The following is a 20,793-nucleotide window of genomic DNA, read 5'->3' as shown; positions in this document are numbered from 1 at the left end:
CTTTCTTGCTTTCTTGCTTGCCAGCGTTCTTGCAATCCCGCCGCAACGTTAGGCTTCGCTCGCAAAGCACGCGACGCTGTGCTGGGCGCCCTTCAGCTCCGGCTCCTGCTCGCGGCAGATTGCCATCGCAAGCGGGCAGCGCGTATGAAACCGGCAGCCGCTTGGCGGATTCGCCGGACTCGGCACATCGCCTTGAATGACGATGCGCTCCTTCGTCCGCAAATGCGGGTTAGGGACCGGGTAGGCGCTGAGCAGCGCCCGCGTGTAAGGATGCTTCGGCTGGCGAAAAATGCTTTCCGTCGTCGCAATTTCAACGACCTTGCCCAAATACATGACCGCAATGCGGTCGCTAATATACCGAACGGCGCCGAGGCCGTGGCCGATAAACAAATAAGTGAGCTGAAACTCCTTCTGCAGGTCCTTCAGCAAATTAAGCACCTGTGCTTGAATCGATACGTCAAGCGCCGATACCGGCTCATCGCAGACGATCAGCTTCGGCTTAAGCGAGAGCGCCCGCGCAATGCCGATCCGCTGGCGCTGTCCCCCCGAAAACTCGTGAGGATAGCGGTTTTTGTAGCTTTTTGGCAAGCCTACTATTTCAAGCAGCTTCTCTACCTCGCCCGCCACCTGCTCCTTCGGAAAAATGCCATGCACGAGCATAGGCTCCGCCAATATATCGCTAATGCGCTTGCGCGGATTGAGCGAGGAATACGGATCTTGAAAAATCATCTGCATATCCGAGCGGACCTGCTTCATCGCCTTGCTGCCATAATGGGCAATATCGTCGCCCCGAAACAAAATCCGCCCCTCCGTCGGCTCCTCCAGCCTGACAATCGTACGGCCAATCGTGGATTTTCCGCAGCCGGATTCCCCGACCAGCCCCACCGTCTCGCCCGGATAGATTGCCAAATTGACGCCATCGACCGCTTTGACATGCCCGACCGTACGGGAGATGACCCCTTTGCGAATCGGATAATAGGTTTTCAGCTGCTCGATTTGCAGCAGCGGCTGTCTGCTTGCCAGGTCCGGATTAACCATACGCAGCCTCCTTCGCCATGCTTGCCGGCTGCTCAGCGAGCCAACAGCGTGTTAAGTGATTTTTGCCGGAGGGGATTAATGGCGGAAGCTCCGCTTCGCATTTTTCCATCGCATGGGGGCATCTGGCACGGAAGCGGCAGCCTGCCGGCATATTTTGCAAAGACGGGACGGAGCCCGGTATGGATGCAAGCCGCTCGCCAAGCTCCGCATCAATATGCGGAATGGACTGCATAAGCCCCTGTGTATAGGGATGCTTAGGCTCATCGAACAATGTAAACACATCCGTCTCCTCTACAACTTGGCCTGCATACATCACGATGACTTTATCCGCCATTTCCGCAATGACGCCAAGATCATGGGTAATGAGCATAATTGCGGTGCCCGACTCCTGCTTCAGCTTCTTCATCAGCTCCAAAATTTGCGCCTGAATCGTCACATCCAGCGCCGTCGTCGGCTCATCCGCAATGAGCAGGCGCGGCTCGCAGGACAGCGCCATCGCAATCATGACCCGCTGTCTCATGCCCCCGGAGAGCGCATGCGGATATTCATCCACCATAACCTCAGGACGGGGAATGCCTACCCTTTTCAACATTTCGATCGCATAGGCTCTCGCCGCCTTCTTATCCAGACTCATATGCAGCCGAATCGCTTCAACCATTTGATGCCCGATCGTAAATACCGGATTAAGCGACGTCATCGGCTCCTGAAAAATCATCGAAATATCATTGCCGCGAATATCGCGCATCTGAGCTTCGGTCAGTTCCCCAAGGCTTTTATCCTCAAAAATAATTTCCCCGCGGCTGATGCGCCCCTTCGCCCCGAGCAATCGCATAATCGACAAGGAGGTGACACTTTTGCCGCAGCCAGATTCGCCAACGATGCCCAGCGTCTCTCCCGGTTTAAGCCGGAAGCTGACATCATCAATCGAAATGACTTCTCCTTGATCCGTACGAAAGGTTGTCTGCAGCCGATTGACGGTTAGCAAATGCTCCATGCGCTTCTCACGCTCCCTCTGCAAATGTGGTGAAGCTGGACCTGATTTTTACCTTGCAACAACGGGCAGCGGCTTCGCTTCAGGCGGAATTAAGCTTTGGTAAGGCTTGCCCTCGCGCTCTGCCTCATGCTCCTGCTTCGCCAACGCAAGCAGCTCGGGATTTAGCAGAAGCTCCGCTGCCGTCGCCGCCATAACTTTGCCGGCATGCAGCATGCCTTTATGTCCAATCGACGTGGCGCCTTGGGAGACGACCTGCCAGGTATGCAGCGGCGTGCCAAGCGCAAGACATGCGGTTCCGCATTGCGCTGTCGGCACAAGCCAGCTTACATCGCCTACATCCGTCGAGCCGGGCACGATGCCGGCTTTGGGCTTGTACGCCTCCAGCTTATCGGCCAGCGGCTGCTCCGTATCGTCGCCCTGCTGCCTATCGCTTTGCAGCTCCTGCGGGGACAGCGTCAGGCGAATATGGCTGGCGAACGCCTTTTCCTCCGCATCAAACTGCGGAACGCCAAGCCGTTCGAAATTTTGCTGCATCACCTTTTCAAGCGCTGTGTTCAAAATCATATTCGAGGAAGCCGCGTCAAAGCGGATTTCCAGCTCTGTTTCGGTCATCAGTGCCGCGCCGCGGGCAATGTTCGTTACACGCTCATACATTTGCGCCACCTGCTCATTCAGCGGAGCTCTCAGCTTATACAGCACCTCAGCCTCCGCCTGTACAACGTTTGGCGAAATGCCGCCGGCATTCGTAACCGCATAATGCAGGCGCGTTTCCTGCTCCAGATGCTCCCGCAAGTAGTTGGCGCCCACGTTCATCAGCTCCACGGCATCTAGCGCGCTGCGTCCCAGATGCGGGCTGGCAGCGGCATGGGAGCTTCGTCCCTTGAACTTGTAATACACTTGGCACGTAGCGAGAAAGCCATAGGACATCACCCCGTTACGCGTGGATGGATGCCAGGTCAACGCCGCATCTACGCCGTCGAATAGCCCGGCCCTTGCCATAAACGCCTTGCCGCCTCCGCCTTCTTCCGCTGGACAGCCATAATATTTCACCGTGCCGGCCAAGCCATTTTCCAGCATGTAAATCCGCAGTGCTGCCGCTGCCGCGAGTGCCCCGGCACCAAGCAAATTATGTCCGCATCCATGTCCATTGCCGCCTGCCTCAATCGGCTGCTTCTCCGTCAAGCCCGGGCGCTGGCTCAAATTAAATAAGGCATCATATTCGCCCAAGATGGCGATGACCGGGGCACCTGAGCCAAAGCTGCCAACGATCGCATGAGGCACATCGCCCGCTTCCCTCACTACGTCGAAACCTTCCTGCTCAAGGGTGGCAGCGACAAGCTCCGCCGACTTCTGCTCCGTATAACGCGTTTCTGCATATGCCCAAATTTCATCGCTCAGGCGAATGAATGCCTCTCGTTTCTCGTCAATAATTGCGGATAAACGTTCTGCATGATGCGTCTTATTCGTTGGGCTCAAAGCAGTCAGCTCCTTTTCCTGTCTCTGTTATTCACTAGCGCGAATTGCATGTGAACTTTTCTTACGTCAATTAAACAGGATTTTGAGCCGTATTAGTAGGCATTGGATTTATGATTTGGATTCATATTTTGGCATAAAGCTGGAGGCTTGACGGCAATAGGTATCTTTATTTCATTTTTCTAGCTAAAATAGATACTTTTTCACCTAGGACAGCTAATGAAGATCCTTTTACAGCCTTTTCCATGAGACAAATGCTATTTAAAAAAGCTCCCACGACTAAAACTAGTCATGGAAGCTTTTTGTTCGGTTGTTCCTTTGAGAGCCTAAAAGCATGTTATTTAGAAACGAAGGCTTGGTCTGGAGGCAAAATAACGGATTCCTTCCGCCTCCGCAGCACCCATAAAAACGGCAATACCGCAAATACAATAAGAGCAGCCAGAAGCGTGACGTCATTAATCGCCATCGTATAGGCCTGCAGTTCTTTACCCGTATCTGGTGTTTGCGGGCCCTTCTCCGCCACATGCACCATGAGCCGCGTCGACAGCAGCGACGTAAACAAGCCTATTGCCAGCGAGGCACTCGCCTGACGTACCCAATTGCTAGCCGACGAAGCATGAGCCGTCATCTGGCGGGCAATTTGCTCCATCCCCGCATTCGAGACAGGCACAATGCCAAGCGCCACGCCAATGTTGCGAACAATCATCCAGCCTATCACGTAACTATGCGGCGTATCCACCGTTAACCGCGACATCGCAAGCGTTCCAATCCCCATTAGCAAAAGGCCTGTCAGAACTAGCCTCGCCGGGCCAACACGCCCATACAGCTTTCCAGCAATCGGAATAAAAACCGCCATAGCAATGGAAGCTGGCAGCATGACCAGTCCCGCCTCCATCGCGGAAGCTGATTGAATCGTTTGAAGGAACACAGGGGTCAAATATGATCCACTGTATAGGGACATGCCAAGCACGCTGCTGACGACGAGACACATCGCAAACCGCCTGTTGCTGAATACGGACAAATCCAGCAGCGGCTCCGCAGCATTTCTCTCCCGCCATATGAAGGCAAGCAGCAGCAGCATTCCGGCAACCAGCAGCCCGACTGTTTTCCAAGAGCCCCAGCCCCATTGATCGATTTCACTGAACGCAATGAGCAGGAAGGAGCTGCATGTAATGACCAGCGCAAAGCCCGAGCTGTCGAACCGTTTCGGCTCGCTTAATCGGTAATGCGGAAGCAGCTTCCAAGCCGCAACCACCGCAGCAATGCCGAAGGGCAGATTCATCCAAAACACCCACTGCCAGGACAGCGACTGAATGAGCCACCCTGACAACGTCGGCCCAAGCGCAGGAGCAAGTACGGTCGAAAGGCTCCACATGCTGCTGGCGAAGGCTTGGCGCTCCCGCGGAATAACCTGATAAATAATCGTCATCGTCACAGGCAAAATCAAGCCGCTGAACAGCCCTTGCAGCAGCCGGAAGACGATCAGCGCCTCCATGCTCCACGCTACTGCGCACAGCGCGCACGATACCGTGAAGCCGACAAGCGCTAAAATGTATAAATATTTCGCACTTAGCTTATCGACTAAATAGCCCGTCACTGGAGCAATAATGCCATTCGCCAGCATAAATCCCGTCAAAGTCCATTTCACGGTGCTTAGCTCCGCCTGAAAATGGTTCATAAGCACAGGGATCGCCACATTAATCGAGGAAATAGCCAATACGGATAAAAACGCGCCGAAAAATATCGCTGTCATAATCGGCCAAAACGAGCCTTCCGAAAATTCTCCTGTTGCTTCCTTGCGCGAAGCGGACATATCCCTTTCTCTCCTTTGGCGGCAGCCTATGCCGTGAGCGCACGAAGGCAGTAAGGCAAGCGCCGCATCAAATACGGCTTTGCCCGCAGCGCCGCATGCTCCTGATGATAAAAGCTTAATTGCAAAAAGGCTGCACACGCCCTATCCTCACGAGCTTCGCAGCCTTTTTGATTGCCCTTTGCTTTGCTTTTCGTTGCCATTGCTTCATTACTCCTGTGTTACGTTGTCACGCGTACCTGCCGTTGTTACTTTTTCGCCGATGGTTTTACATAGGCAGGTATTGGGCATTCATAAGCTCCACCCTGCAGCCGCTCCTTCAGCTCCGCCTTCGCCTCCGCAATCAGCTCAGGCGACTGCAGCGCTTCGAGTCCGGTCATCGCCATCACCTTGGCGGCGTGCAGCATGCCTTTATGGCCAATGGACGAAGCGCCCTGTGCGACGACCTGCCACGTATGGAAGGGCGTGCCGATGGCGACGCAGGAGGTGAAGCATTGTACCGTTGGCACAATCCAGCTCACATCGCCAACATCCGTCGAGCCCGACATTCGGCTCCCGCCCTCCCGCTCATCAAAGGGCAGCAAGATGTCGCATAAATCCTTGCCTGCAACCTCCTTATAAGTAACGCTCGCTTTGTCCGCCTCCGACAGCGTAGCGCGAATCGCACGGGCGTAGCGCTGCTCCTCTTCGGAAAATACAGGCAACCCCAGTTGTTCGAACTGCTTATGCATGGCACGGCCAAGCGTATAGTTTGGCACCAAATTAGAGCAGGCCTTGTCGAACACAATCTCGACCTCGGTGCCTGTCATCAGCGCGGCCCCTCTTGCAATATTGCATACACGCTGATAGATTTCCTCTACCTGCGGCGTTTCTGGCGCACGAATGAGATACAGCACCTCCGCCGCCCCTTGCACGACATTCGGTGAAATGCCGCCCGCATTCGTCACTGCATAATGCACCCTGGCTTCCGGGATGATATGCTCGCGCAAATAGTTCACGCCCACATTCATCAGCTCGACTGCATCGAGCGCGCTTCTGCCCAAATGCGGACTGCCTGCTGCATGGGAGGAGCGGCCCTTAAATTTATAATAAATTTGGTAGTTGGCGAGGGAGTTCCCCGGCATAATGCCATTTAAGCCTCCCGGATGCCAGCAAATCGCCATATCTGCATCATCGAATAAGCCCTCTCGCGCCATAAACGCTTTACCCGAGCCGCCCTCCTCGCCTGGACAGCCATAATAGCGCACCGTTCCGGAAATCCCTTTCTGCTCCATATAATGGCGCAGCGCAACAGCCGCAGCCAGCGAGCCCGTGCCGAGCAGATTATGGCCGCAGCCATGCCCATTGCCTCCCGGCTCAACCGGCTGCTCTTCCGACAGCCCCTTGCGCTGGCTCAGCCCTGCGAGCGCATCAAACTCTCCCAATATCGCAAGAACAGGCGTCCCTTCACCATAGCTGTAGCTGCCTATGAAGGCCGTTTCTATGCCGCCGACGCCCCGTTCCACTCGAAAGCCTTCCTCCTCAAGCGCCTTGCACAGCAGCTCAGCCGATTGGCGCTCTTCAAAACGCGTTTCGGCAAGTTCCCAAATTTGATCGCTTAACGCCGTGAACGATTGCTTCTTAAGCTCAATCATGTCGCTTAAATCCAAACCCTGCTTCAGCATGCCCCAGCACCTCCAGATTCAACGTTAAATTACATAACATAATTGTAACAATAGAACCTAAAGGATAAACAGGGGCCGCATTTGTGAATTACTCTCCTTTTTTAACGAATTTCTAGCACTGGCAAGGCTCAAAGGTATCATTTTTCAATATTCCGCCTCCATTTTTGACACTAACCTTCCTTCTCCTATCGTCCAAAACGAATAAAATCGCTCATTTCCCAGTCATTTTTCATAGAATATCTGTTTGCGCAATGCTATAATGTCACTTAACATAACATAATATCTTACTTTGGAATAGGGGGCCGCCCTTTGTATAAGCTGTTGATCGCTGATGATGAGATTGAAATTCGCAATGGATTAAGCCAGTACATTCCTTGGGATCATATCGGCTTCGAGGTAGTAGGACAAGCGGCAAATGGCTTGCATGCGCTCGAATATATGGCGGGGCAGCCCGTGGATGTGCTGCTGTGCGACATTAAAATGCCGCAGATGGGAGGAATTGAAGTTGCCCGCAAGCTGTTTGAGCAGCGTTCAAGCGTAAGCGTTGTGCTGCTAAGCGGCCACCGGGAATTTGAGCTGGCCCAGCAGGCGCTAAACTATGGCGTGAAGCAATATTTATTAAAGCCGACGAAATACAGCGAAATCAATAAAGTTTTCGAACGCCTTAAAGAGGATCTAGACCTCAAGGCTTTGCTTGAGCAGCAATCGGAGCCGTCAGAAGATGCCCGAGCCGAAGAACCGTCAGCCCCCGAAACAGCGATTGATAAAATTAAGCATTATATTTCATGCCATTACAAGGAAGCCTCCTTGGAAAATGCCTCTAATGTCGTATATATGAACCCCTACTATTTAAGCAAATATTTTAAGCAGAAGACGGGTGAAAACTTCTCCGATTATTTAACGGCGGTCCGTATGAACAAAGCGGCCGAGCTGCTTAAGGACCCCTCCTATAAAACGTACGAAATTAGCGAGCTGGTTGGCTATAGCAATGCCAAAAACTTCACGCGCACGTTCCGCCGCTATTTTGGAGAGACGCCTAGAGAATACCGCAATATGGATGGCAGGCGATTGGAATGACCAAGGTGTATTTTAAATTTTTCGCCCGCAATCTGCTTACTTTTCTTATCCCAATGCTTGTACCGCTGCTGGTGCTTGGCACATTGTCCACGTTCCTCATTTCGCAATATATAACGAAGGAAATCAACAATAACAATATGAATCTGCTGAAGCAGACGAAAGGCAATATCGAGCTGATCTTTAACGAGCTGGATACGCTGAATCTGCATATTGTCGCCAGCGCGCTTCAATTTACGAATTTAAAAAATATGATGACCAAAGAATTTCCCGAGCCCGTCGATTACGATCAGCTTGCCTCGCTCAAAAATTTTATCGATTCGCCGTCCATCGGCAAGCCCTATATTGATTCGATTTATATTTATTTAAATAATGACCGCAAGCGGTTTATTTCCTCAACGACTGGCGGACTGGTCGAGCTGAATGACTTTTACGATTCGGACTGGTACAGCAGCTATCAAAGCCACCCTTTGGATGAGCTGATGTGGGCAGAAAGCCGGCCCGTCATCCGTCCAACAACTGGCCAGTCCACCGTGCAGACGAATGTCATTACGATGTTCCGCCGCATTTCTGTAGCTGCCGACAACGATGGCATCATTGTCCTCAATGTTAAGCCTGATTACATTACGCAAAGCTTAAACGAGCTGGATACGCTGCAAGGGCAAAGCATCTTTATTTTGGACCGTGACAATAACGTTATTTTTCGCAATCATCCGGACTATAAGCTGACCGCCGAAGATGCCGAGACGATTTACCGGACAGACAGCTCATTCTTCTCCATGAAGATCAATGGCGAAACGCAGGTGCTGAACAAGCTGGCTTCCGCAAAATATCAATGGACCTTTCTCTCTAGCGTGCCTAGCGACTCCTTATATGTCATTCCGAATGGGCTCAAGCTGACTACATTGGTGCTGCTGATCATTTCGTTCGCAATCGGCACTATGCTGGCCTACTGGCTGACTCGTAAAAACTACAGCAATCTGAAGGCGATTGTCACGATTTTGGATTTCGCCAAGAGCGGCCGCCCGCTTCCGCCTCTGCCTCGTTACTCTAAGGATGTTTTTGGCTACATTTTGCAAAATACGCTTAATCATTTCATCGAGCATAATTTCTTAAAGGTACAGCTGTCCGAGCGAAAATATTTGCTGCAAACACTGGAATTCGAAGCGCTGCATGCGCAAATCAATCCCCATTTTCTCTTTAATACGCTAGAGACGCTCAACTGGAAGGCGAGCAAGCTGACCGGTGGCCCTAATGATATGACCGATATAATCGAGAACTTATCCGATATTTTGCGCTATTCGCTCGAAGGCGGCTCAGGCATGGTATCGCTGCAAACAGAAATCAATCAGACGCTGCCCTATATCGCCATTCTCCGCACGCGCTACAAGGACAAATTTGATGTCAGCTGGGACGTAGATGACAAAGCGCTCAAATATCATGTGCTTAAGCTGACCTTCCAGCCGCTCATTGAAAACAGCCTTTATCATGGCATAAAAGAAAAGGACAGCTTTGGCCAAATCCGGGTAAAAGCACGGGTGTCCGGTGCGCGGCTGCTGCTCTCCGTCGTCGACAACGGCATAGGCGTAACGGCTGAAAGGCTCGCTTATTTGCGAACCCAGCTGGAAAGCAGCCTGGAGCAATCCCAACATATCGGCATGTTTAATACGCAAAAAAGATTGAAGCTTACCTATGGCAAACCCTTCGGCTTAACCATCCGCAGCAAGCTTGGCTGGGGAACTGGCATATACATCGCGATCCCGATTGATTAAGCGCGTGCAGGAGCTCATGCAGCCTTGAGACGGGTGTTCTGGATGGACTGTCCATCGCCATATTGCTCATCCCCTTCCCTCCTCACGGTCTACTTCCCCCCCTCTAGTTCAAAAAAAGACGCCTGCTCTGTTCTACACAGAGCAAACGTCACTTTTGATTAGGCAGCATCTTGCATTTGCAGCAAATGCCTTTCATTATATTTTTCTATTTCTTCACGGCTGAAACTAATAAAAACATCGGACGGCGCATTTCCTCCTGCCAAGCCGGATGGCTATCCAGCAGCTCCTTCGTTGGCGCAAGCTCCGAAAGCTGTTTAAGCTCAAACCCGGATTCAAGCAAAAGGTTTATATAAGTTGAAACCGTACGATGGTATTTAACGACATCATGCTCCAGAAATCTGGACTGGCGCAGGCCCTCCCGATGATAATCATCAAGCGGCCAATGCAGCTTTTCCCCTTCTGCCCCATAATGCCAGTCCTGCCCCGCAAGCGCAGTGAACACCGGGTGTTCAACCGAAAATACAAAAGCTCCGCCTGGCGTCAAGCAATGATGGACTTTCTTAAAAAGGTCGCCCGAGTGCTCCACATAGTGCAGCGCAAGCGAGCTAATGACGATATCGAACTCCCCCGCCGGAAAATCGATGTCCTCAATCGCAAGCTGGCGATATTCAATCTGCTCATCGTCCGTCATTTCTTTTGCCCGTTCCAGCATGTTCCCCGAAAGGTCAATCCCCACAACCGAGCGGGCATGCTGTTCCCGCGCATAGCGGCAATGCCAGCCAAACCCGCAGCCTAGATCGAGCACTCTTGTGCCAGCCAGCTCCGGCAGCATTTGCCGAAAGAACGACCATTCTCCAGCGGCATCCAGTCCCCCAATCGAACGAGCCATCTGGCTATAATTTGTGAAAAAAGAGGACTCATCATATTTGTTCTGCTTCAATATTTATCAGACCTCCATTACTTTGGGCGGAATGAGCGGGGAAATTATAATATCGTTTCTGATGGACCTGATTTTTGATCTGCCATATCACCTAATATTTTCAAAGCAGCTTCGCTTCTTAGAACCAATTGCATGTTCTTTTTTAATAGCTGGTCAAATTTCCGGGTAACGCTAACCATTGGAAGCGGCATTTTGAAGGTAATATTATTAATGTCTCCCGAAGAGGATACGTAAGATACGATATATACTTGCAACGTTTTCCCTTTTTTTGTACCGATGCCCGACATGCCGCCTAAAACCAGCCCTGCTGGACCAAAAATAAGTCCACCGACAATTCCACGGCCGATTACACTTTTTTGAACCTCTCCCATGTCCTTGTCTGTTGTCAGCGTTGATTCAAGAAAGTTAGCCAATGGAATTTTGAATGTGTTTTCCACATTTCTTTTAAAGCCTTTATAAGCATGCTCTACGATAATTAAATATTCGTTATCAAATGTAATCTCCAATTGCGCCTCTGGGTCCTTCAAATTCAATCCATCAACTAAACTTACAATCGCTTTTACCATTAACAATCATTCCCTTCGCTTCAAGTATGTAATTAACAAATTATACAACATTGCTCCGCTCTTTACCTCCACTTTTCTACAAATAATGACAATCCCACGCTGCGACCTAATAATGGATCGAAAATATCGCATAAAAAAAAGCCTTGCATGCCGCAAGGCTTACTTCGTAATTAGAGGCATTAAAACCACAAAAGCTTAAGTTTGCCCCTTGATCTGCCCCTTACTCAAAAGAACTCTGCCGAATGTCGAAAAAATGGCAAAAAAAAAAAACCCTTGCTGCACAAGGGTTTCAAGTCTTTCTCTTCGTTAAGCGGGTGATGGGAATCGAACCCACGCTATTAGCTTGGAAGGCTAAAGTTCTACCATTGAACTACACCCGCAAATAATGGTCGGGACGACACGATTTGAACATGCGACCCCCTGGTCCCAAACCAGGTGCTCTACCAAGCTGAGCTACGTCCCGACAGACGATTCTTTTGTAAAGAAATGGCGTGCCCTAAGAGATTCGAACTCCTGGCCTTTTGATTCGTAGTCAAACGCTCTATCCAGCTGAGCTAAGGGCACACAATATGGAGCGGACGACGAGATTCGAACTCGCGACCCTCGCCTTGGCAAGGCGATGCTCTACCACTGAGCCACGTCCGCATTATATTTTCGCCTGTGTTTCTTAAGTATTTCATCGCGGCGACAAGTAATAATATATCATGTTGCGGAGGGAATTGCAACTGTTATTTGCTTTTTTTCAAAAAAAACTTTTTTCCTCGTGTTAAGCTTTCCTTCGCTGCATGTCTCGCCATAAAAACATCAAACCGTGCTCCTTCCAGCACGGTTTGATGACCAACTATACGACTCCAGCTAATGCCGGTTTCTTATCAACGATAACTTTGGATGCAGCGGATTCGCCTGCGAGCGCATAAGGCATGCACAGCGGAACACCGGTACGCGGATCAGGCATAATATCCGCTTCAATGTTAAACACCTCGCGCAAAATCTCCGGTGTCATAACCTGTTGCGGCGAGCCTTCGCCAACGACACTGCCTTTTTTAATCGCAATCATGTGATGCGCATAACGCGAAGCGTGGTTCAAGTCATGGACAACCATAACGACCGTCCGGTTATTAACCTCGTTAAGCTTCTCAAGCAAATGCAGTACTTCGAGCTGATGCGCCATATCAAGGAACGTGGTTGGCTCATCCAAAAATAAAATATCCGTTTCTTGCGCCAAAGACATCGCGATCCAGGCACGCTGGCGTTGGCCGCCTGACAGCTGGTCAACCGGACGGTCTGCAAAATCAACCATTCCTGTCGCTTCAATCGCCCATTGAATAATTTTACGGTCATCCTTGCTCACAGAGCCGAAGCCCTTCTGATAAGGAAAACGTCCATACGATACAAGCTCAGATACAGTCAGACCATCTGGAGCAGTCGGATTTTGCGGCAAAATCGCCAGCTGCTTCGCCACTTCCTTCGTCGCTTGCTTATGAATCGACTTCCCGTCCAGCAATACGCTGCCTGCAGATGGATTCATCAGACGAGCCATCGTTTTCAAAATCGTCGATTTACCCGAACCGTTAGACCCTACCAACGCAGTAATTTTTCCTTGTGGGATAGCAATATTCAGATCTTGAACGATTAACCGTTCATCATAAGCAATGTCGAGATTCGATGTTGTGAGGCGAATCATGTGACATGCACGCTCCTTCCGATGCCCGCTTATACGGGTTTTTTGCTTATTTTATTATATAAGGTGAAACGGCTGTCTCTATCCTCTGGCGGCGCGGCGCGTTTCATTCCGAAAAATATAGAGAAAGGATAGTGTTAGGTTACCCTTTCCTATATTTCAAGGTGAAACGGCTGTCGCTATCCTCTGGCAGCGCGGCGCGTTTCATTCCGAAAAATATAGAGAAAGGATAGTGTTAGGTTACCCTTTCCTATATTTCAAGGTGAAACGGCTGTCGCCGTCCATAGCGGCAAAGCTACCGTTTCGCGTTGAAATATAAGCCCGCTATAAGTGTGAAACTTATAAATGCTTATATTTTAAAAACACACGACTTATCATTCATTAAACATGATAACTATTATCAGTATCATTCAATAATTAATGATAATCGTTCTCACGTATAAAGTCAATGAAAATAAAGCAATTGTTAAGGTTAAAATAAATTCGCACAGCCCAAACCCCGCCTAAAGGCTTCTTATTGTTGCAAGAAGCCTTTGCTGCGGAGAAACTCGCCCATATGCAGACGCGGATGATTGATTTTGGCCGCCATTGATTCGGACCAGCTCGTATTCAGCTTACCTTCAGACCGCTCCAGCATATACTGCCTAATCGTCTCGTCATACTCCCGAATGCCGCTTTCCACTGCTTCCTGGTCATAGCGGTCTTCATGCAAAATCGCCTGCTGCGGCAGTCTTGGGCGGGTCAGCGGCGCTTGATCCGGCTCCCCCATGCACATTCCGAATACGGGGTACACATGCGATGGCAGCCCTAATAGCGTTGAAACCTCCTGCGGATTGTTGCGGATACCGCCAATATAGACAATTCCGTAGCCAAGCGACTCTGCCGCGATTGCTGCATTTTGAGCTGCCAGCGCAGTATCGACTGTGGCAACGATAAAATTTTCAACCGTGCTCGTCATATCGCCCTCAAAATGAAGCTTGGCTGCCTGTTCATAACGGAACAGATCCGCGCACCAGACGAGAAATACCGGGCATTCCTCAATATACGCCTGGTTGCCGGAAAGCTCGGCCAGCTGTTTCCGCTTATCTTGGTTGCTCACGTTGATTACCGTGAAGCACTGCATACTGCTTGAGGTAGATGCCTGCTGCGCCGCCTCTATTATTTTTGCCAGTGTCGGCTGTGGAATGGGGTTCGATTTGAATTTCCGTATGGAGCGGTGATTAAGCAGCACGTCTATCGTTTCAGGCCACATCATGATCAACCCTTTTCTATATATCGTTTTACTCATTAACCTACATCTTCGTTGTGCAAAAGGGCAACCGCCTCATCAAGCTGCCCATCAATGGCAAGCGGAGAATACACCCACCATTTGTTGAAAGGAACCATATGCATGCTGCCACTGCGGACTGCCGAGAGATTTTGCCAGCGTTCGGACATTTGCAACTGCTTAAAAGCTTCTGGAGCTCCTTTATCCTTCGAATTGACCATAATTATGAGCCGATCGGCGTCGTATTTTGACAGCTCATGATACGGTTTAGGCTCGGAAAAAATAAACGGCGCTCCCGCCTCCATATGCTGCTTCACAAGCGGATGGGGATTGAGGCCAAGTGTCTGAAAAAAAACATGTCCCATATTTCGGTCCCCTACCACTCTGAACGTTTCGCTTTCCATGACCAGCACGGCGCAAGTCTCCTTGCCGCCAATAAGACGCTGGACCCGTTCCCTCGCTTGATCCGCTTTAGCCAAATGCCGTTCCAACCATTCCCGTTCCTGTTTCCGCTTGCCTACAATGGCTGAAATTTGTCGCAGCTGCCCATATACGTCCTGGGCATGCCAATCGATAGGAATAACCTCGGCGAACTGGCTAAGCTGCTCCTGCTCCTCAGAAAGCATATGCTCATAACCTAAAATTAAGTCAGGCTTCATAGCACGAACAGCATCCATGTCACATGGTTCCCATTTGAACGGTGTCATTGCTTTTGCATGCTCACGCACATAATAATTTTCGAATAGATGGTAATCGGGGGCACCTACAGGCACATGACCAAGGGCAAGCAAATGCGACGTATAGAGAAGGCCAATAACCCGGGGCTCTCTCGTCTGCATATATACCCGGGGCGATACGCCCACCTGCTGCTTAAACTTCCGGCTAAAATAAAATTCATCCTTGAAGCCCACATGGCTGGCTACAGTGACCATATCATTCGAAGCGACCAGCAGCAGCTTCTTAGCCCGGTCCATGCGCAGCTTGCCCAAATAATCCATCGGGCTTGCTCCCGTCACCTGCTTGAACAAATGAGTGTACTGTCGTATGCCCACACCCGCCAAATTCGCGAGCTCCGGCAGCGTTATTTTGCTTTTATAGTTTTCCTTCATATATAAAATCGTTCGATGTACGGCATGCTCCGCATCCTTGGAATTGTTAGAAGCCAAAGCGGCGGCAGCAAATAAATAAATGGCCTCCTGCAGTAAAATATTGCGCTTAAATCGCTCCATTCCGCTCACAGCCATTCGTAAATCAAACAACGAATCCATAACGTCCATGAATGGGGCAAACGGCTTTATGAAGAAGGGCTGGCCAGTAGCAAAGGAAAGCAGCTCCTTTCCAGCTTCTACAATACTGGCGGACGCGGCTTCAAATTCGAGCGAATAATACTGAATACGTCCATCCACCGATCCACTGGCCTCTATAGTTGTTTTGGGCTCAAACAGAACACAAGTACCTGGCTGAAGAAATAGAGGATGTCCTTGGAACAATACGGTTGCGGTTCCTTGCGTTATGGCCCATAACGTGTATGCCATAGCGTTTTGAGACAGTGCTGGTATTCCTCCAGTACATGAACCTTTAGTAATCTGAACCCAGCGGAGCTGCAAATCATCTAGGTGTTCATCCTTATCCGCCATTTGACCTTGGTCCCCTCCCATTATGATAACCATTCTCAAAAATGCTATCATTTTATTGTAGCGGAAAAATGCCCAAGCGTAAACTTCTGAAGCCGTCCTTTGCCGGCTATGCTTCCGTTTCGCATAGAAATATACAGAAAGGATGGAAAAACCATATCCTTTCCTATACTTATAAAAAAAAGCTTTCCCCTTGAATCAGGAAAGCTTCATTGCCAGCTATTCGTTTATTTTTTGAATAACTGCATCGTTTCATCCAGCAAAGCATCGGTCGAAAACAATGTATAGGACCACCATTTTTCATGCGGTACGATATATACTTTGCCATTTTTCACTGCGGAAAGACTTTTCCAAATCGCCGATTGCTGCATTTCTTCAAAAAATTGCTCTGAACCCGGCTGCGTAATATCCACTTTCACGATCAACCGATCCGCATCATAATCCGGCAGTTTTTCAAGCGATAGCGAATCGGTATAAACAAAATAATCTTCGCTATCATCAATTTGCTTCTGAATGGACGGCAGCGGTTTAAGCCCCAGCAAATCATAAAGTACATGTCCCATGTTACGATTTCCAGCTACCTGAAACGAGTTTTTAACAATCTGGATCGCAGCAACTGTCTCATCTGGCCCGACATACTGCTTAATCTCTTCCTTGTATTTCGCCGCTTTCTCCTCATGCTGCTTAATCCACTGCTCAGCCTCTGCTTCTTTCCCTACAATACCAGCTATGAACTTCAGCTGCTCATACAAATTTACTCCCCATGGATAGATAACCGTAGGTGCAATTTTGCTCAGTTGGTCAACGACATCGGCTTCAACAAAAGATGAAGCAATAATAAGATCAGGCTTCAATTCCAAAACCGACTCATAATTAATCGGATAATCTCCAGCGATCGTAATTTGATCTTTATAATGGTTTAAATAATAATCCGGTGTAATTTCATAATTCAAGCCGCCAATCGGCGTAATGCCTAGTGCCAGCAATGGCGTAGTAGCGCTCACTGAAAAAATACGCTGCGGATTAGCCGGAATTTCCTTCTCTCCGTATGAGTCAGTGACTATGCGTGTATTAGAAGCGGCAGCTGGCTCCTGCCCCGTCGTTGCATTTGTCTGTTGTGCTGGAGATGCTGTTGATTCCGAGCCCGAATTTGCCGCTGTACTGCAGCCTGCGAGAACGATTAGACATCCTATAAGCAACGTAGCTAACCTAATCGTGTATTTCTTTGTTCCATTTACCACTGAACCCACCCTTTTCTGTTTCTTCATTGATAGCAATTCTCACTGCTATGCCATTATACACAATCGAACCTACAAGCAACATGGAAAATCGGGCGCACTTTACTGGATAAATTGGAGGAACGAGTATGTTAAAAACATCAAAAAACCCTTCTTATCATTTTCAGATAAAAAGGGTTGGATTTAATTAAATGGTGCGCGTGGAGGGACTTGAACCCCCACGTCGTGAAACGCCAGATCCTAAGTCTGGTGCGTCTGCCAATTCCGCCACACGCGCATGGGTAAAGCTATAAGAAAAAATGGTGAGTCATGTAGGATTCGAACCTACGACACCCTGATTAAAAGTCAGGTGCTCTACCAGCTGAGCTAATGACTCATGAAATGGCTGGGGATTCAGGGATCGAACCTGAGAATGACGGAGTCAAAGTCCGTTGCCTTACCGCTTGGCTAATCCCCAATAAATGGTGACCCGTAGGGGATTCGAACCCCTGTTACCTCCGTGAAAGGGAGGTGTCTTAACCCCTTGACCAACGGGCCTTACGAATAAAGCTGGAGCTCTCAACCGGGATCGAACCGGTGACCTCATCCTTACCATGGATGCACTCTACCTACTGAGCTATGAGAGCATATGGCTCCCCGAACAGGACTCGAACCTGTGACAACTCGATTAACAGTCGAGTGCTCTACCAACTGAGCTATCAGGGAATATTTCAGCTGTTCGTTGAATGACCTGGTAAAAAAAGGTCCAACGGTAAAGACGCTACGATTGAGTTGCGCCTTGAAAACTGGATGCGAAAGACAAAGTCTGAAACGTTAGCGTGTTATTAGGATAAGCCCTCGACCGATTAGTATTCGTCAGCTGCACGCATTGCTGCGCTTCCACCCCGAACCTATCAACCTCGTCGTCTTCAAGGGGTCTTACTAATTGGGAAATCTCATCTTGAGGGGGGCTTCGCGCTTAGATGCTTTCAGCGCTTATCCCGTCCGTACTTGGCTACCCAGCGGTGCTCCTGGCGGAACAACTGGTACACCAGCGGTACGTCCATCCCGGTCCTCTCGTACTAAGGACAGCTCCTCTCAAATTTCCTGCGCCCGCGACAGATAGGGACCGAACTGTCTCACGACGTTCTGAACCCAGCTCGCGTACCGCTTTAATGGGCGAACAGCCCAACCCTTGGGACCTACTTCAGCCCCAGGATGCGATGAGCCGACATCGAGGTGCCAAACCTCCCCGTCGATGTGGACTCTTGGGGGAGATAAGCCTGTTATCCCCAGGGTAGCTTTTATCCGTTGAGCGATGGCCCTTCCATTCGGTACCACCGGATCACTAAGCCCGACTTTCGTCCCTGCTCGACTTGTAGGTCTCGCAGTCAAGCTCCCTTATGCCTTTGCACTCTCCGAATGATTTCCAACCATTCTGAGGGAACCTTTGGGCGCCTCCGTTACATTTTAGGAGGCGACCGCCCCAGTCAAACTGTCCACCTGACACGGTCCCCGAACCAGTTTCATGGTCCTAGGTTAGAACTCCGATACGATCAGGGTGGTATCCCAACGTCGCCTCCACACAAGCTGGCGCTCATGCTTCAATGGCTCCCACCTATCCTGTACAGATCGTACCAAAGTTCAATATCAAGTTACAGTAAAGCTCCATGGGGTCTTTCCGTCTTGTCGCGGGTAACCTGCATCTTCACAGGTATTAAAATTTCACCGGATCTCTCGTTGAGACAGCGCCCAAGTCGTTACGCCATTCGTGCGGGTCAGAATTTACCTGACAAGGAATTTCGCTACCTTAGGACCGTTATAGTTACGGCCGCCGTTTACTGGGGCTTCGGTTCACAGCTTCGGATTGCTCCTAACCGCTCCCCTTAACCTTCCAGCACCGGGCAGGCGTCAGCCCGTATACTTCGCCTTACGGCTTCGCACAGACCTGTGTTTTTGCTAAACAGTCGCTTGGGCCTTTTCACTGCGACCCCCTCGGGCTATTCACCCTACCGAGGTACCCCTTCTCCCGAAGTTACGGGGTCATTTTGCCGAGTTCCTTAACGAGAGTTCTTCCGCGCGCCTTAGCATGCTCTGCTCGCCTACCTGTGTCGGTTTGCGGTACGGGCACCTTCACCTGGCTAGAGACTTTTCTCGGCAGCCGGAGTGCATGACCTTCGCTACTGTAATTTTCGCTCCCCATCACAGCCCAGCCTTAACGATGAGCGGATTTGCCTACTCATCAGCCTCACTGCTTGGACGGACTATTCCATCAGTCCGCGTCACTGCCCTTCTGCGTCATCCCATTGCTCATAACGGTTTACGGTGGTACAGGAATTTGAACCTGTTGTCCTTCCACTACGCCTTTCGGCCTCGCGTTAGGTCCCGACTTACCCTGAGTGGACGAGCCTTCCTCAGGAACCCTTAGGCTTTCGGCGGACAAGATTCTCACTTGTCTTTTCGTTACTCATACCGGCATTCTCACTTGAATACAGTCCAGCACTCCTTACGGTATACCTTCAACCTATATTCAACGCTCCCCTACCCAAGTACCCTATAGGCACATGTCATAGCTTCGGTGGTGTGTTTAGCCCCGTTACATTTTCGGCGCAGAGTCACTCGACCAGTGAGCTATTACGCACTCTTTAAATGGTGGCTGCTTCTAAGCCAACATCCTGGTTGTCTTTGCAACTCCACATCCTTTCCCACTTAACACACACTTGGGGACCTTAGCTGATGATCTGGGCTGTTTCCCTCTTGACAATGGATCTTAGCACTCACTGTCTGACTCCCGAGAAGCACGTCTATGGCATTCGGAGTTTGACTAGACTTGGTAACCCTTGGCGGGCCCCGCACCCAATCAGTGCTCTACCTCCACGACGTTCATACCTCGAGGCTAGCCCTAAAGCTATTTCGGGGAGAACCAGCTATCTCCGAGTTCGATTGGAATTTCTCCGCTACCCCCACCTCATCCCCGCACTTTTCAACGTGCGTGGGTTCGGGCCTCCAGTGCGTGTTACCGCACCTTCACCCTGGACAGGGGTAGATCACACGGTTTCGGGTCTACGACCACGTACTTATTCGCCCTATTCAGACTCGCTTTCGCTGCGGCTCCGTCTTCCCGACTTAACCTTGCACGTGAACGTAACTCGCCGGTTCATTCTACAAAAGGCACGCCATCACCCCTAAATTGGGCTCTGACTTTTTGTAAGCGCACGGTTTCAGGTTCTTTTTCACTCCGCTTCCGCGGTGCTTTTCACCTTTCCCTCACGGTACTGCTTCACTATCGGTCACTAGGGAGTATTTAGCCTTGGCAGATGGTCCTGCCGGATTCCGACGGGGTTTCTCGTGTCCCGCCGTACTCAGGATCCGTCTCGGAGAGTGTGGGCTTTTGGCTACAGGGCTTTTACCTCTTATAGCGGGCCTTTCCAGACCTCTTCGCCTAGCACACACCTTTGTAACTCCATGTGAGACGTCCTACAACCCCAAGGAGCAAGCTCCTTGGTTTGGGCTAATCCGCGTTCGCTCGCCGCTACTGACGGAATCACTTTTGTTTTCTCTTCCTCAGGGTACTTAGATGTTTCAGTTCCCCTGGTATGCCTCACTCTAACCTATGTATTCAGTTAGAAGTAACTGTCCATTACGACAGCTGGGTTTCCCCAT

The 20,793-nt window shown here is 50.2% G+C and carries 14 protein-coding genes, 10 tRNA genes, 1 rRNA gene and 1 pseudogene (1 of these 26 only partly in view); 2 read left to right on the top strand and 24 right to left on the bottom strand.

Annotated elements, in window-relative coordinates:
* Positions 1 to 48: 48 nt before the first annotated feature.
* The 6 genes from BBD42_RS12070 to BBD42_RS12050 all read right to left on the bottom strand — a co-directional run bounded on the left by BBD42_RS12070 (position 49) and on the right by BBD42_RS12050 (position 6,979).
* The gene (locus BBD42_RS12070) at positions 49 to 1,038 is read right to left on the bottom strand and encodes an ABC transporter ATP-binding protein (protein ID WP_099518313.1); all 990 of its coding nucleotides are present in this window, start codon (positions 1,036 to 1,038) and stop codon (positions 49 to 51) included.
* Positions 1,031 to 2,032, bottom strand: coding sequence for an ABC transporter ATP-binding protein (locus BBD42_RS12065; RefSeq protein WP_099518312.1), 1,002 nt, complete (start codon positions 2,030 to 2,032; stop codon positions 1,031 to 1,033). The genes BBD42_RS12070 and BBD42_RS12065 overlap by 8 nt, the downstream gene beginning before the upstream one ends.
* Before the next feature lie 48 nt (positions 2,033 to 2,080).
* The gene (locus BBD42_RS12060) at positions 2,081 to 3,508 is read right to left on the bottom strand and encodes an amidohydrolase (RefSeq protein WP_099518311.1); all 1,428 of its coding nucleotides are present in this window, start codon (positions 3,506 to 3,508) and stop codon (positions 2,081 to 2,083) included.
* Positions 3,509 to 3,842: 334 nt separating this feature from the next.
* Positions 3,843 to 5,318: an MDR family MFS transporter gene (locus BBD42_RS12055; protein WP_099518310.1), complete on the bottom strand. Its 1,476-nt coding sequence runs from the start codon at positions 5,316 to 5,318 to the stop codon at positions 3,843 to 3,845.
* A 26-nt stretch (positions 5,319 to 5,344) separates the two neighbouring features.
* Positions 5,345 to 5,518 (bottom strand): hypothetical protein, encoded by a 174-nt coding sequence (locus BBD42_RS31730; RefSeq protein WP_172455465.1) that lies wholly within the window; start codon positions 5,516 to 5,518, stop codon positions 5,345 to 5,347.
* A gap of 45 nt (positions 5,519 to 5,563) precedes the next feature.
* Positions 5,564 to 6,979, bottom strand: coding sequence for a M20 family metallopeptidase (locus BBD42_RS12050; RefSeq protein ID WP_099518309.1), 1,416 nt, complete (start codon positions 6,977 to 6,979; stop codon positions 5,564 to 5,566).
* A gap of 309 nt (positions 6,980 to 7,288) precedes the next feature.
* Here BBD42_RS12050 and BBD42_RS12045 point away from each other — a divergent pair, with 309 nt between their 5' ends.
* Together BBD42_RS12045 and BBD42_RS12040 are read left to right on the top strand one after the other, a co-directional pair.
* Positions 7,289 to 8,056, top strand: a complete 768-nt coding sequence (locus BBD42_RS12045) for a response regulator transcription factor (RefSeq protein ID WP_099518308.1) — start codon at positions 7,289 to 7,291, stop codon at positions 8,054 to 8,056.
* Positions 8,053 to 9,825 (top strand): cache domain-containing sensor histidine kinase, encoded by a 1,773-nt coding sequence (locus BBD42_RS12040; RefSeq protein WP_099518307.1) that lies wholly within the window; start codon positions 8,053 to 8,055, stop codon positions 9,823 to 9,825. The genes BBD42_RS12045 and BBD42_RS12040 overlap by 4 nt, the downstream gene beginning before the upstream one ends.
* A gap of 205 nt (positions 9,826 to 10,030) precedes the next feature.
* Here BBD42_RS12040 and BBD42_RS12035 read toward each other — a convergent pair whose 3' ends face one another.
* The 18 genes and pseudogenes from BBD42_RS12035 to BBD42_RS11955 all read right to left on the bottom strand — a co-directional run.
* Positions 10,031 to 10,765, bottom strand: coding sequence for a class I SAM-dependent methyltransferase (locus tag BBD42_RS12035; RefSeq protein ID WP_099518306.1), 735 nt, complete (start codon positions 10,763 to 10,765; stop codon positions 10,031 to 10,033).
* Positions 10,766 to 10,809: 44 nt separating this feature from the next.
* On the bottom strand, positions 10,810 to 11,331 hold the full coding sequence (locus BBD42_RS12030) for a hypothetical protein (RefSeq protein WP_099518305.1): 522 nt from the start codon (positions 11,329 to 11,331) through the stop codon (positions 10,810 to 10,812).
* A 309-nt stretch (positions 11,332 to 11,640) separates the two neighbouring features.
* Positions 11,641 to 11,711, bottom strand: a tRNA-Gly gene (locus tag BBD42_RS12025).
* A 6-nt stretch (positions 11,712 to 11,717) separates the two neighbouring features.
* A tRNA-Pro gene (locus tag BBD42_RS12020) sits at positions 11,718 to 11,794 on the bottom strand.
* 24 nt (positions 11,795 to 11,818) lie between these two features.
* Positions 11,819 to 11,895: transfer RNA gene (locus BBD42_RS12015), tRNA-Arg, on the bottom strand.
* A gap of 6 nt (positions 11,896 to 11,901) precedes the next feature.
* Positions 11,902 to 11,976 (bottom strand) — tRNA-Gly (locus tag BBD42_RS12010).
* A gap of 196 nt (positions 11,977 to 12,172) precedes the next feature.
* Positions 12,173 to 13,015: an ABC transporter ATP-binding protein gene (locus tag BBD42_RS12005; RefSeq protein ID WP_099518304.1), complete on the bottom strand. Its 843-nt coding sequence runs from the start codon at positions 13,013 to 13,015 to the stop codon at positions 12,173 to 12,175.
* A gap of 511 nt (positions 13,016 to 13,526) precedes the next feature.
* A complete protein-coding gene (gene nfsA, locus BBD42_RS12000; protein ID WP_237163452.1) occupies positions 13,527 to 14,300 on the bottom strand; it encodes an oxygen-insensitive NADPH nitroreductase in 774 nt (257 codons plus the stop codon).
* A complete protein-coding gene (locus BBD42_RS11995) occupies positions 14,300 to 15,685 on the bottom strand; it encodes a helix-turn-helix domain-containing protein (RefSeq protein WP_237163451.1) in 1,386 nt (461 codons plus the stop codon). Before BBD42_RS11995 ends, nfsA begins: the two co-directional genes overlap by 1 nt.
* Positions 15,686 to 15,694: 9 nt before the next feature.
* Positions 15,695 to 15,814 (bottom strand): annotated as a pseudogene (locus tag BBD42_RS32840) (AraC family ligand binding domain-containing protein); the annotation flags it as partial.
* A gap of 326 nt (positions 15,815 to 16,140) precedes the next feature.
* Positions 16,141 to 17,154 carry an ABC transporter substrate-binding protein gene (locus BBD42_RS11990; RefSeq protein WP_172455463.1) on the bottom strand — a complete coding sequence of 338 codons (1,014 nt, stop codon included), beginning with the start codon at positions 17,152 to 17,154 and terminating at the stop codon, positions 16,141 to 16,143.
* Positions 17,155 to 17,343: 189 nt separating this feature from the next.
* Positions 17,344 to 17,428 (bottom strand) — tRNA-Leu (locus BBD42_RS11985).
* 23 nt (positions 17,429 to 17,451) lie between these two features.
* Positions 17,452 to 17,527 (bottom strand) — tRNA-Lys (locus tag BBD42_RS11980).
* Between the two features lie 6 nt (positions 17,528 to 17,533).
* A tRNA-Gln gene (locus tag BBD42_RS11975) sits at positions 17,534 to 17,608 on the bottom strand.
* 5 nt (positions 17,609 to 17,613) lie between these two features.
* Positions 17,614 to 17,688: transfer RNA gene (locus BBD42_RS11970), tRNA-Glu, on the bottom strand.
* Positions 17,689 to 17,701: 13 nt separating this feature from the next.
* A tRNA-Thr gene (locus BBD42_RS11965) sits at positions 17,702 to 17,777 on the bottom strand.
* 3 nt (positions 17,778 to 17,780) lie between these two features.
* Positions 17,781 to 17,856, bottom strand: a tRNA-Asn gene (locus BBD42_RS11960).
* A 120-nt stretch (positions 17,857 to 17,976) separates the two neighbouring features.
* Positions 17,977 to 20,793 (bottom strand): 23S ribosomal RNA (locus tag BBD42_RS11955); it runs 118 nt beyond the window's last position.

It is taken from the genome of Paenibacillus sp. BIHB 4019, from assembly GCF_002741035.1.
GTDB lineage: Bacteria > Bacillota > Bacilli > Paenibacillales > Paenibacillaceae > Pristimantibacillus.
Note: the sequence above shows the minus strand (reverse complement) of the source record. Positions and strands in the feature narration are given on the sequence as shown.